At 35.8% G+C, this 12,758-nt stretch carries 11 protein-coding genes and 1 other annotated feature; of the genes, 3 read left to right on the top strand and 8 right to left on the bottom strand.

From position 1 onward, the window contains the following. Positions 1 to 24 precede the first annotated feature (24 nt). Positions 25 to 420: a transcriptional regulator SpxA gene (gene spxA, locus D612_RS0106265; protein ID WP_017754639.1), complete on the bottom strand. Its 396-nt coding sequence runs from the start codon at positions 418 to 420 to the stop codon at positions 25 to 27. A 445-nt stretch (positions 421 to 865) separates the two neighbouring features. Between spxA and D612_RS0106260 the strand changes: the two genes are divergently transcribed. After that, positions 866 to 1,054 (top strand): hypothetical protein, encoded by a 189-nt coding sequence (locus D612_RS0106260; RefSeq protein WP_017754638.1) that lies wholly within the window; start codon positions 866 to 868, stop codon positions 1,052 to 1,054. Between the two features lie 265 nt (positions 1,055 to 1,319). Here the strand turns inward: D612_RS0106260 and D612_RS0106255 are convergent, their stop codons facing one another. The 6 genes from D612_RS0106255 to D612_RS0106230 all read right to left on the bottom strand — a co-directional run bounded on the left by D612_RS0106255 (position 1,320) and on the right by D612_RS0106230 (position 8,470). Further along, positions 1,320 to 2,597, bottom strand: a complete 1,278-nt coding sequence (locus D612_RS0106255) for a putative glycoside hydrolase (RefSeq protein ID WP_017754637.1) — start codon at positions 2,595 to 2,597, stop codon at positions 1,320 to 1,322. A gap of 174 nt (positions 2,598 to 2,771) precedes the next feature. Next, entirely contained in the window at positions 2,772 to 3,743 is a 972-nt protein-coding gene (locus D612_RS0106250; RefSeq protein ID WP_017754636.1) for an ABC transporter ATP-binding protein, read from the bottom strand. Next, positions 3,736 to 4,758 carry an ABC transporter ATP-binding protein gene (locus tag D612_RS0106245; protein WP_017754635.1) on the bottom strand — a complete coding sequence of 341 codons (1,023 nt, stop codon included), beginning with the start codon at positions 4,756 to 4,758 and terminating at the stop codon, positions 3,736 to 3,738. Before D612_RS0106245 ends, D612_RS0106250 begins: the two co-directional genes overlap by 8 nt. A 12-nt stretch (positions 4,759 to 4,770) precedes the next feature. Further along, positions 4,771 to 5,787, bottom strand: a complete 1,017-nt coding sequence (opp3C, locus tag D612_RS0106240; protein WP_017754634.1) for an oligopeptide ABC transporter permease — start codon at positions 5,785 to 5,787, stop codon at positions 4,771 to 4,773. Beyond that, on the bottom strand, positions 5,780 to 6,712 hold the full coding sequence (gene opp3b, locus D612_RS0106235) for an oligopeptide ABC transporter permease (protein WP_017754633.1): 933 nt from the start codon (positions 6,710 to 6,712) through the stop codon (positions 5,780 to 5,782). The genes opp3C and opp3b overlap by 8 nt, the downstream gene beginning before the upstream one ends. Positions 6,713 to 6,829: 117 nt before the next feature. Further along, positions 6,830 to 8,470, bottom strand: a complete 1,641-nt coding sequence (locus D612_RS0106230) for a peptide ABC transporter substrate-binding protein (protein WP_017754632.1) — start codon at positions 8,468 to 8,470, stop codon at positions 6,830 to 6,832. A 395-nt stretch (positions 8,471 to 8,865) separates the two neighbouring features. Then, positions 8,866 to 9,032: a binding site (T-box leader), on the top strand. A gap of 121 nt (positions 9,033 to 9,153) precedes the next feature. Here D612_RS0106230 and trpS point away from each other — a divergent pair. After that, positions 9,154 to 10,143 (top strand): tryptophan--tRNA ligase, encoded by a 990-nt coding sequence (gene trpS / locus D612_RS0106225; protein WP_017754631.1) that lies wholly within the window; start codon positions 9,154 to 9,156, stop codon positions 10,141 to 10,143. A gap of 127 nt (positions 10,144 to 10,270) precedes the next feature. On the opposite strand, the gene D612_RS0106220 is transcribed toward trpS, so the two are convergent. Then, positions 10,271 to 11,014 carry a YjbA family protein gene (locus tag D612_RS0106220; RefSeq protein ID WP_017754630.1) on the bottom strand — a complete coding sequence of 248 codons (744 nt, stop codon included), beginning with the start codon at positions 11,012 to 11,014 and terminating at the stop codon, positions 10,271 to 10,273. A gap of 615 nt (positions 11,015 to 11,629) precedes the next feature. Between D612_RS0106220 and D612_RS0106210 the strand changes: the two genes are divergently transcribed. Beyond that, positions 11,630 to 12,664 (top strand): LCP family protein, encoded by a 1,035-nt coding sequence (locus tag D612_RS0106210; RefSeq protein ID WP_017754628.1) that lies wholly within the window; start codon positions 11,630 to 11,632, stop codon positions 12,662 to 12,664. Positions 12,665 to 12,758 lie beyond the last annotated feature (94 nt).

Below are 12,758 nucleotides of genomic sequence, written 5' to 3'. Positions count from 1 at the left end.
TTCTTTTTCGTAATGATATTTTCATTAATTTACTAAGCGTTGTGCTTCACGAAGCTGAAATGTACGTACTTTCCTAGGTAAAAAACGACGAATTTCATCTTCGTTATAACCCACCTGTAACCGTTTCTCATCAATCATAATTGGACGTCTTAATAGCCCAGGGTGCTCACTAATTAGCTTGATTAAATCCTGTAATGGCATTGTCTCTAAGTCAACATCTAATTCTTGAAATATTTTTGACCTTGTCGAAATAATTTCATCTGTCCCATTCTCAGTCATTCTCAATATTTGTTTTGCTTCCTCAATTGTTAAAGGTTCCGTAAATATATTTCTTTCCTGATAAGCAATTTCATGTTCTTCAAGCCACGCCTTAGCTTTTCGGCAAGATGTACAGCTTGGAGAGGTAAATAATGTAACCATCAAACGCTCACTCCTATCATCCTTAAAATCTTTATATAAACACTGACTATTACTTTAAAATTATTTTAAATAACTTATTTGCTATAATTATACAATAAAATTAATTAGAAATATATAGTTTTTAAAAATAAATGTTTAAAAAGTTGCATATAATTTCTTCTTGTTTTATGTATGAGATTTAGTCGCCCTTTTTTACCCCCTCGTGAAAATATTTCCACTTATTTAGACGATTATTTCTTGTAAAGGTTGCAAAAAAAAGAATAGGTGTCAAAAAAATTTTCTTTTATAGCTATATACGACTAAAGTATGCGATTGGTTTCATACAACACAATAAAATTTAAAAATTATTTATTTCCATAAAATTTACAAAGAAATCTTTGCTCTTTTCTTTCTGACGATTATTTTATAGAATAGTAGTTAGGAAATAAAACTTGGGGGTTATAACGTGGGAGAATATATCATTGATTTTAGTATAGTTGCTGCCCTAATTATTGGGATTACAGCTTTAAATGGCGTACTGTCAAATGCAATTGGTACTCGAATTTTTGGTAGAGGAAAGCAAAATTTACATGTTGAACAGACAGCGAAAACTCAAGCTGGTTGGAAAGCTGTTGGGGGTAGAAAACAATATTAAGAACAAAATCTATAGGCGCCCTGATTAGCGACGTACAAACTAGAGCGCATCGACTGAGATAAAGGAAACACGTCGAGAGACGAGTCGATGTTGACTTTTCGCAAAAGAGATGAGCGAAGTTTACTAGTCGCTGGGCGCTTGCGCTGGACGACTACTCTCTGTGCTATAGTATTTATCCACAGAATCAAATTTTATAATTTCCTAAACAATAAACAAAAGGTGGCAATTAAGCCACCTTTTATTTTTTTATTTTTGATCAATTCATTTAATTTGACGGTGTGTAATCGACACCTGTAGTATACGTATTTGCTGCATCCCACAATAGAAATTCCTTTATACCATTTTCATTCAATGCGCGAATTTGCGCTTCAACCTCATTTTTCCCATAAGTTAAATAGTTTCCTCTACCTAAATAACTGGCAGTAAAATCTTGAATCCAAGGTCGTGAAATAGGACGGTTTTCTAATTGATTAAGCTTTTCATTTTCAACCTTTGTATATTCTGTAACGAGACGATACGGTTCTAAATCTGGTTTAGCAATTCCAAAATAAGATGTCCAATGGCTTGGATAGATCATCGAAGAAATAACATCAACATTCTCGGAAATTTTAGTAAAATTTTGTCCAATCCCTGGTGCCTCAGGTAATGTTGCCGTATAACCAAAAATATCAACGGAAAGATCGACATCATATGATTGTAGTTGTTCTTTTGCATAGGCGACAAAATCTGTTACTGCTTTTACGCGCTTTTGAATATTATCCATCTCAATATCCTTATAATCCCCCATATTATAAGTTAAAGTAGCATCTCTCTTTTCAAATCCTTCTGGAAAGCGAACATAATCAAATTGGATTTCTTTAAACCCTAGCTTTGCGGCATCAATCGCAATCTGAATGTTATGATCCCATACCTCTTTAAGAAATGGATTTACAAAGGACTCACCACGTCCATTTTCCCAAACAGTTCCATTTTCTAAAAATGATAGGTCTGGTCGTTGTTTTGCCCAAACAGTGTCTTTAAATACGACAATTCTTGCAATTGGATAAACCTGTTTTTCTTCCAACAACTCTAACATTTCTCGCGGGTCTTTTATATATGGTTTACTAATACTTGTAAGTGGAGATCCTTCTTCAGGAACATATGTTAAATTTCCCCAATCATCTTTTATATCTATAACAACAGCATTTAAATCCGTATTGTCCATTAAATTCATAATACCTGCGAAGTTTTTTCCTGAGGAATATAGTGGCACTGTATTATCATTTTGATGATTCATATAGTTTTTGTAGCCACCTGCTGTATGTGCTGTTAAGTAAACGCCTCTAACAGCGTCAGGGTATGTAAACGTTAAGCCAGTATTATATTTAAATCTTGGCATAGCAGAAGGTAATTCAACTTGTTTTAGTTCAATTAATTTTTTTGTATGATATGCAACTAATTTATTATTTTCTGCAGAAACAGAACCGGTGAAGAACATGCTGATTATGACTAAGACAACAATTGTGTTACAGATGACTCTTTTCCTTGTAGTTAAAATTCCCATCGCTGAATACTCCTATCATTTTTTTCTCTCTTTTTTATTATAGGACATTTTCATACAGGAAACAGGCTTTTTTGACATTTTTCATTTTTATTTTATGTAGTAAAAAAAACCAGCTAATAGAAATATTAGCTAAGATTAACTAATTATATTCTAAAGAACACTTATTATACTTTGTTAATATAGGTGACATGCAACCCACTGATCTTCTTTTATATTTAATAATTTTGGTTCGGATGTCTTACAAATATTCATAGCAAGCGGACATCTAGTATGAAAGCGACACCCACTTGGTGGGTTAATTGGGCTTGGAATATCACCTTTTGGAATAATTCGCTCCCTTCTCCGTTCCGTGACAGGATCTGGTTGTGGAATTGCTGATAGCAGCACCTTTGTATAGGGATGCAGTGGTTCTTCATAAAGACGATTGCTTTCAGCTAATTCTACAATACTACCTAAATACATCACACCAATCCGATCACTAATAAACTTCACCATTGATAAATCGTGCGCGATAAATAAATAGGTTATATTCCGTTCTTGCTGTAATTCTTTCATCAGATTTACAACCTGTGCTTGGATTGATACATCCAACGCAGAAATAGGCTCATCAGCAATTATAAAGTCCGGCTCTACAGCAAGTGCCCGTGCGATTCCAATCCGCTGACGTTGTCCGCCGGAGAACTCATGGGGATAACGATTGGCATGCTCACGGTTTAACCCTACCGTCTCTAACAGATTAAATACTTTCTTCAATCGATCATCAAAATTTCTTGCCAAACCATGAATATCTATACCTTCAGCGATTATATCAGAAACTGTCATACGTGGATTCAAGGATGCGTAGGGATCTTGAAATATCATTTGCATTTTACGATAAAGCTCTTTACGATTCCTTTTAGACTTTTTCCCATGTTGTACATCCTTTCCTTCATAAAGAACGTAGCCTGATGTAGCTTCAATAAGACCCATAATCGTACGACCGGTAGTTGATTTTCCACAACCAGATTCCCCCACTAGACCAAATGTCTCTCCTTTATATATTTCAAAGGAAACATTATCAACAGCTTTTAATGTTTGACTATTACCTACATGAAAGTATTTTTTTAAATTTTTCACTTCGATCAATGCTTCACAATTTTTAACCATCACCTGTGCCTCCTCTTGCAATGAAAGGTTGTTCAATCCTCGGTGCTCGATCATCTAGTAACCAACAGGCAACAAGATGTGTATCTGTTAAATTTGAATAATCTGGCATATGATTTATACAAACTTCCATAACATATTGGCAACGCGAAGCAAACGGACATCCTTTTGGTGGGGATATTAAATCTGGTGGTGTTCCAGGTATTGCAACAAGTCTTGTAGACTTTGTTTGTAACGTTGGCATTGAAGTTAATAACCCCCAAGTATATGGATGGTTAGATCGATAGAAAATTTCATCTACGGTTCCTGTTTCAATAATGATTCCTGCATACATTACTGCAACACGATCGGCAACATTAGCCACAACTCCAAGGTCATGTGTAATGATAATAATGGATGTATGCATCTTCACTTGTAAATCCTTCATTAACTCAAGGATCTGAGATTGTATCGTTACATCGAGTGCGGTCGTAGGTTCATCCGCAATTAATATTTTTGGATTACATGCTATCGCCATAGCAATTACAACACGCTGTCTCATACCACCCGAAAATTGATGAGGGTATTGGTTGACTCTTTTTTCAGGATTAGGAAGCCCAACAAGCGTTAACAGCTGTATTGCACGCATCTTAGTTTCTTTTTTACTTAAGTTTTGATGCTTCATTAAACCTTCTGTGATTTGCTTCCCTATTGTCATTGTAGGATTCAAAGATGTCATTGGGTCCTGAAAAATCATTGATATTTCTGAACCACGAACAGTTTGCATTTCTTTTTCCTTCAATTTAATAACATTTTTTCCTTTATAAAGTATTTCACCCTTAGGGATTCGACTTAGTGGAGTAGGAAGAAGCCGCATAATACATTTTGTCATTACCGATTTACCCGAACCCGATTCGCCGACAATAGCTAGCGTTTCCCCCTCTTCCAAGTAGAAATCCACACCACGAACTGCATGTACCTCCCCACTAAAGGTATCAAAACAAACATGTAAATCTCGTACTTCAAGAATCTTTCCCATCCTACCACCACCCTATCTTCGCATTCTTGGATCTAACGCATCGCGGAGACCATCACCTAAAAGGTTAAAGCTAATCATAATTAAACTGATCACAACAGAAGATATGGCCATTAAGTGTGGGTATATTCGCATAGTTTTAAAGCCGTCATTTACAAGGGTTCCTAAGGATGCAGACGGCGGGCGTAGCCCAAGGCCAATAAAGCTCAAAAAAGCTTCTGTAAAAATCGCACTTGGGATTGTAAACATCGCAGTTATGATAATAGGTCCGATCGTATTGGGTATTAGCTGTTTCCAGAGTAAACGACTATCACTAGCACCTAACGTTTTTGATGCTAAAACAAACTCTTGATCTTTTAATTTTAATATTTGTCCCCGTACTACTCTTGCCATTCCAACCCACCCCGTTATTACCATCGCGATTGTTATCGAAATTATGCCAGGCTCAAGCACAAGAATGAATAGTATAACAACAATTAAACTGGGAATACCGACTAGAATTTCAATCATGCGCTGCATAATATTATCAATCCGACCACCATAAAAACCTGAAATTCCTCCATAGACAACCCCGATAACAATGTCTATCACTGCCGCTAAAAAAGCAATGTATAAAGAGATTCGTGTCCCGTGCCACGTTCTTGTCCAAATGTCACGCCCTAAGTCATCTGTTCCAAACCAAAAATATTCGTCTATACTCTTTCTTTCGTACTGATCAATACCACGAGTATCTACTCCATCAAGGCCTAGAAATGGTATATACTCCAAAACAGGTATTTTTGGTGGCAAATTAGCACGTCCCAAATCCTGGTCTTTATAGGAGTATTCACTTAATGAAGGCCCAATAATAGCTAGAATCATTATGATACAAATAATAACAAGTCCGGTAAACGCTGCCCTATTTCTCCTTAATCGCATCCAGGTATCCTGCCAGTACGTAAAGCTTCTCCTATCAATCCCTTCATTAAAACTATTATTTACAAAAACCGGCTTGAATAGCTCAATGCTTTCTCGACTCCTCTGGTCACTCATTGAACCTTCCCCCAGCAATGCGAATTCTTGGATCAATGATCCCATACAAAATATCAATAATAAAAACAATACAAATGAATAATGCACTGTAAAACAATGTTGTCCCCATAATTACAGGGTAGTCATTTGTCATAATCGACATAACAAATTGCTCCCCCAGACCTGGAATTCCAAATATTTTTTCAATTACTAATGAACCAGTCATCACATTCACAGTTAGAGGCCCGAGTATGGTAACTACAGGTATTAACGCATTCCGAATTGTATGTTTAATAACAACGGCTCCTTGACTAATCCCTTTCGCCCTCGCCGTTATAATATAATCTTGTCCTAACACTTCAAGCATTTCTGTTCTCATAAAACGAGCAACAGTTGCGATAACGAAAACAGAAAGTGCTATCGTTGGAAGGATTGTATAAGTATAACCATCCCAAAACGCGACAGGGAACAGCCCCAATCTTACACTAAACCAATATTGCAATAAACCTGCAAATACAAACGATGGAACCGAAACTCCTAAAACAGCTACTACCATCGATCCATAATCAATAAATGTATTATGTTTGAGTGCAGATATAATACCTAGGAATACTCCAATAACAGTTCCAAATAGTAAAGCCTGTCCTCCTAAAAAAGCAGAAGCTGGGATTCTTTCTCCAATAATTTCAGTGACAGGTCGTCCATCAAATTGAAAGGAAACACCTAAGTCGCCATGAAGTAAATTCTTCATATATAAAATATACTGAATCGCTACATGACGATCTAAACCATATTTTTCATTTAACAGCTCTACTTGGGTATCAGTTAATTTTTCGTCATTAAACGGCGACCCTGGTAATGTTTGCATTAAAAAAAATGTTAACGACGCAATAATTAACAATGTTAAAAGCATGTAAAGTAAGCGTGTACCGATATAACGGATCAACTTTACCACTTCCTTCCTTTATTACCGCTCTTCTTTCGATTTGTTTGGAAAGAAAAAAGAGAGGGGCTATCCTCCAATGGAATCGCAACCTCTACAGTCTAGGCTCTGACGTTTATCTTATTCCTTCCCTTCGATATACGCCCACTTGAAGCTATATTCTGGTCCGAACGGATGTACAATTAAGTTTTTTACATAGCTTTTCTGTAGGACCGCACGACCTCGCTGATAAAGAGGTGCAAGTACAGCATCCTGTTCAAGCAAAATTCGTTCTGCGTCCTGTAGATTCTCAAAGCGAGCACCTAAGTCATTAAGATTTACTAAAGCATCTTCAATAATTTTGTCATACTCACGGTTAGAATAATTTGTTTTATTGTTTCCACCATTTGTGATCCATAAATCCATAAAAGTCAATGGATCTTGATAATCAGGTCCCCATCCAGTGAACTGAATATCATAATCTATTTCATCATCTAATGCTAACCTTTGTTTAAAAGGTTGAACATTAATATTAATTGTTAATCCCGGAAGGTTTGTTTCTAACTGGTTTTTTATATACTCAGCAATTCTTTTTATTTCGTCACGATCATTTATTAACAACTCCCAAGTTACAATTGGAGAACCAGCTTCCACCCAATATCTTTTCGCCTCCACAACACTATAGGAAATGATGTTGCCGTGCTTTGCCCGAAAATCTTCTCCCGTATCAGGATGAGTTACAAAATCAGCAGGGTGGAAATAATCAGCAACTAACGAGCCATTGTTTAACATTGTATGAACGAAATCCTCTTTGTTAATAGCTCGTTGTATCGCTTTTCGTTGTGCCAAAGGTACCCGGTCAATATTAAACTTTAAATACCACATCGTTGGTTCGCTATAGGTCATAAAATCAGGATGATCTTGATATAGATCAACTAACTCAGCACTTAAAATGGCACGGTCCGCCTGGCCTCTTTCAAAAAGGTTGGACTCAGTAGCAGCATCTTTAATTACTTTATAATTGATTTGTTCTAGCTTCACAGAATCCTTATCCCAATACTCATTGTTTTTTCTAAATGTCCACCCGCTCGCATTCCATTCAGACATCACAAATGGTCCATTATAAATCATTTTATCTGCATAAAGTGCAAAATCACTTCCTTGGGTTTCAACAAACTCTTGTTTTTGCGGGAAGAAAGTTGCAAATGAGGTTAAGCTTACAAAGTAAGGAACCGGTATTTCAAGGGTCACCTCAAGAGTTTTGTCATCAATTGCTTTCACACCTAGCTCATCAACTTTCCCGAATAAGGGATCATCTTTTGTAATAATTGCCATCGCATTTTTTATCGGTTTCATAAGATGAGCATAAGGAGAAAGTGTTTCAGGATGTAAAGCCTTTTGCCAAGCATAAACAAAATCATTGGCGGTTACTGGTGTACCATCACTCCAGTTTGCATTTTCATTTAATATAAATGTAAGGACTGCTCCACTTTCACTTTTAATTACCTCCTTAGCGACACCAGGGACAGGTGTATTATCAGGGCCAAGACGGTATAATCCTTCAAAAACTTGGTTCATTGCAACAAATGAGGCAGAATCATCAGCTTGGGTTGTATCCATAGTTGGTAGTTCAGCAGCCTCTAACAAGTTAAGAACTTGCTCTTCCGCCGTTGCTTCAGCAGTCTGTCCATCCTCAGTTGCTTTTTCTTTCTTTTCACCGCACCCAGCTAATAGACTGCTCAACAATAGTAATAAAACTAGGAATAACAACTTCATTTTCATAACAACGACCTCCATCATTTTTGCAATACGATAGATTGCAGAACTGAAACAAACACATTAGGCCAATAAGAATTTACTTTTATATCGATCATACTCACGAAATAATTATATAAATATTCTAATTATTATGTATATAAATTATCCTAGTATTCAAAAAATAGTCATAGATAGGTACCATCTTATAATTTATACTATCCCTTCCAGATTAATTTAATTATGCTTAAATAGAAATCAGATACATTTTTCAAGGTGGACTATTTAATGGTATTATTTACAGTTTTAGTTAATTTTATTAAATCGACAAACGCGTTTCTGGCCTTTACTTTTTTATGATTAACAGACTTGCTTTTTAATTGCCCCTTGTCTATAATAAAATTCAAAATTAATTGAATATGTAAATTGCGATGATAAAGATAAGTACATATCAGGAAGCTTTTAGAGAGCTTGTGGTTGGTGAAAACAAGTAGTGAAATGTTATGGAATGGGCTTTAGAGCAAATATATTTAAAGTGATTCCAAGCTTGGAATAACAAGGGTGGCACCGCGGTCCATTCGTCCCTTATTTAGGGGATGAATGGCCTTTTTTGTATGACCTAGTTAAAATTTGGGTAAAGTCGAAAAGAGAGCAGGTTTTAACGGAATTCAAATATTAAGAACTTACAAAGATAAATTGGAGGAATGAACATGGTGAAAATTTTTTCAGGTATTCAACCAAGTGGAACATTAACACTTGGAAACTATTTAGGTGCGATGAAGCAATTTGTCGAACTACAAGACAATAATGAATGTTATTTTTGTATCGTTGATCAGCATGCAATTACAGTCCCACAAGACCCGAAAGAGCTACGAAAAAACATCCGTAGTTTAGCGGCATTATATATTGCGGTCGGCATTGATCCAGTAAAATCAACATTATTTATTCAATCAGAGGTCCCTGCACACGCCCAGCTCGGTTGGATGATGCAATGTGTAAGCTATATTGGTGAATTAGAAAGAATGACTCAATTTAAAGATAAATCTGCTGGTAAAGAAAGTGTATCAGCTGGTTTATTGACTTATCCACCGTTAATGGTTGCAGATATTTTATTATATGGTACTGACATTGTTCCAGTCGGCGAAGACCAAAAGCAACATCTTGAGCTGACACGCGATTTAGCTGAACGATTTAATAAAAAATACAAAGAAATATTTACTATTCCTGAAATCAGCATTCCTAAAGTTGGCGCACGAATCATGTCACTACAAGAGCCTACTAAAAAAATGAGCAAATCGGATGCAAACACAAAGGCATTTGTATCGATGCTTGACTCCGAAAAGCAAATTGAGAAAAAAATAAAAAGTGCCGTTACAGATTCAGATGGGATTGTAAAATACGATCCTGTAAATAAGCCTGGAGTTTCAAATTTATTGACGATTTATTCAAGCTGCTCTGGACAATCTATTGGAGCGTTAGAAGACCAATATGCAGGTAAAGGCTATGGTGAGTTTAAAGCAGATGTTGCCGCAGCTGTTGTCGAAACATTAAAACCAATCCAAGAAAAGTACTTTGACCTTATTGAGTCTGCAAAGCTAGACGACTATCTCAATCTTGGAGCAGAAAAAGCAAATGCCGTTGCAACAAAAATGCTTAAAAAAGCTGAAAATGCAATGGGACTAGGCAGAAAAAGAAGATAATCAAATAAGAGGCTAACTGAGGTAGGGGGCTAGCTACTCCGGAATTGTAACATTTAGCGAAAAATACTTTTTTCTTAGCTAAACGTAGTACCAGAGGTGCTTGTTCCCCCTATGTTTGAGTCAGCCTCTAATTTACTCTCGTTCCATGCTCTAATTCCCACAATTTTTCAAAGAACGGATGCCCTTTGACGAGACGTTCACAAAGATTTTCATGCCTTGGTGACCAGCCGTACATTGTTTCTTCATACAGTTGTTTCCAGACATATTCAAAATCTTGCTTTTGAGTTTCTTGATATTTAGCTGGGTTCCACTCAGTATACCAATAGCGAATTTCAGCAGGATTTCCCGTCGTTTGAAGCTGATCCAATGTCATAAACAATAATTGTTTTAATTGTCGTTCTTTTCTGGTTAACCCCTTCATTACTAGAGGATCTGGTGATAGTATGTGATATTCCTTATTTGTTGGGCTTTCAAAGTCGTATGTAGTTGCTTCGATTCCCTCTGCCATATCGTATACTAATTGTTCCTGTCTTGGAATTAAGCGGCTTTTTCTGATTGGCAGATGATAGCCCAATGTATCTATAGCAATAATTCCAATTCCATCCGTTGCGATAAAGCAATAATCTTGTTGGATTCGTTCGTGGTTTTTGCGAATATAGCTTTTCTGATATACATCCTTTAATAAAGATTGAGGCAGGTCTGCTAAATCATTTTCAATGTAATTGAATAATGGTCTTTCTACCTTTATTAATGGGGCTTGGTCTAAAAGTTCAACAGTATCGTCCTTCCGCCATTCATGAAAATGACAAACGTTATAGCCATTTTCTTCTCCCTCAAACCAATTCACCCAAACATCGTGCAGATATAACATTTCTTAACCCCTCACTTCAAATCTCATTGTTAGGAATCAGTATAGGCAGTTAAAAACTAAATTATTCCAATTCAACTAAATTATTTGGAAGGAAAATAAACGCTCAAGGTGATCAGTAGGATCCCAATTAATAATAGGTAACACTCGATTTTTTTACTTATAAATAAGAAGTACTCTATAAAATTTTGACCGGTTGCTAAAATGTTTAAAAATGCAATGACACTTACCCCACCTACCACAGCAAGTCCAAATCCAATCAAAAAAATAAACAGTCTAAATATCATTGACCGAGTACCCCCTGTTTTGATACAAATTATGATTACTGCTGCTTGTCCGGATCCCTTTCTACCATTAATATGAAATAAAAAAATATTTATGAATAAAAGACAATTTAAAGTGATAATCTTCAAGTAGGAATATAATAAGACTATTCATGTCATGGAAAACACTGTAATTTTCGCTAGAGTTCTATATTTATGTTAATATTGTTTGTAAATAACTGTCGAATCTAGTACTCTATTATTCTGAAGGTTTAACATTTTATCATTTACCCCTTTACGAATTAGTAAAATCGGAGTAAATTAGTTGTTGTGACTTAATGAGAGGTGTCAATATATGTCTAAAACGCGCATTGAGCGTAGAAAAAATATAGAGCAACAAAAAAGAATGATAAAAAGAAGAAGAAAAAGAAGTCCATTTAAAATTGCATTAATTATGTTTACGTTTTTCTTAGCTCTTATTGGCTATGGAGTTTATGAATTTTATTTAGGGTATATAGATACTGATAAAAAGCCGCCAATCATAAATGCTGAAGACAATCATGATGATGATCCGGTATTCAATGGTGTTCAAGACCTTGAGAAAATCAATGTTCTCATATTAGGTGTAGACTCTACCAATTCTGAGAGTGGCAGAACTGACACAATTATGGTTGCTCAATATGATCCGGAAAATGGAAGTGCAAAAATCGCTTCGATTATGAGAGATTCATATGTTTCTATTCCTGGATATGCTGATAATAAAATTAATACAGCCTACTTTCTTGGCGGTCCAGAGTTAGTAAGGGAAACGATTAAAGAGAACTTTGGAATTGATGTGCAATACTATGCAATTGTCGATTTTGATGGATTTTCTGATGTGATCGATACACTCGCCCCAGAAGGTGTCGAAATTGATGTGGAGAAACGTATGTACTATGTAGATAACGCCGGAGGACTTTATATTGATTTTCAGCCTGGTTTACAGAATCTAGATGGTGCTGAGCTTCTAAAATATGCACGTTTTCGCCATGATGCTGAAAGCGACTTTGGTAGAGTAAGAAGACAACAACAAGTAATTTCAGCTGTAAAGGACGAAGTAATCAGTTTAAAAGGAATTATAAAATTGCCTAGATTACTAGGAACAATTCAACCATATATAGATACTAATATTGGATCAAAAACAATTCTCAGTATTGGGTCTAGCTTTCTCATGAATCCAAAGGAGATTGAAACTATTAGAATCCCAGTAGATGGTTCATACCAAAATGGAAGTTATAGCCACGCTGGTTCTGTTCTTGATATGGACCTTGAAGAAAATAAGAAAGCTTTAAAAGATTTCTTTAGCTCAACTGTTCAAATTGCAGAGTTAAATGACTTAAGAACCGAGTAAAAAAAGCTAGCAGGAATTCATTATTCCTTGCTAGCTTTTTTTACTGTTAAATATTTACTACATACAGTCTAAATTTATAGAAACATCAAGACCT

It is taken from the genome of Calidifontibacillus oryziterrae (assembly GCF_000331575.1).
Lineage (GTDB): Bacteria > Bacillota > Bacilli > Bacillales > Bacillaceae_J > Calidifontibacillus_A > Calidifontibacillus_A oryziterrae.
The sequence above is the reverse complement of the archived record's forward strand: the minus strand, read 5'-3'. Positions and strand labels throughout refer to the sequence as shown.

Bases quoted from the DNA above. Each gene is read 5' to 3' on its own strand.
- spxA (WP_017754639.1), bottom strand. From the start codon at position 420: ATGGTTACATTATTTACCTCTCCAAGCTGTACATCTTGCCGAAAAGCT.
- D612_RS0106255 (WP_017754637.1), bottom strand. From the start codon at position 2,597: ATGGGAATTTTAACTACAAGGAAAAGAGTCATCTGTAACACAATTGTT.
- D612_RS0106250 (WP_017754636.1), bottom strand. From the start codon at position 3,743: ATGGTTAAAAATTGTGAAGCATTGATCGAAGTGAAAAATTTAAAAAAA.
- D612_RS0106245 (WP_017754635.1), bottom strand. From the start codon at position 4,758: ATGGGAAAGATTCTTGAAGTACGAGATTTACATGTTTGTTTTGATACC.
- opp3C (WP_017754634.1), bottom strand. From the start codon at position 5,787: ATGAGTGACCAGAGGAGTCGAGAAAGCATTGAGCTATTCAAGCCGGTT.
- D612_RS0106230 (WP_017754632.1), bottom strand. From the start codon at position 8,470: ATGAAAATGAAGTTGTTATTCCTAGTTTTATTACTATTGTTGAGCAGT.
- trpS (WP_017754631.1), top strand. From the start codon at position 9,154: ATGGTGAAAATTTTTTCAGGTATTCAACCAAGTGGAACATTAACACTT.
- D612_RS0106220 (WP_017754630.1), bottom strand. From the start codon at position 11,014: ATGTTATATCTGCACGATGTTTGGGTGAATTGGTTTGAGGGAGAAGAA.
- D612_RS0106210 (WP_017754628.1), top strand. From the start codon at position 11,630: ATGTCTAAAACGCGCATTGAGCGTAGAAAAAATATAGAGCAACAAAAA.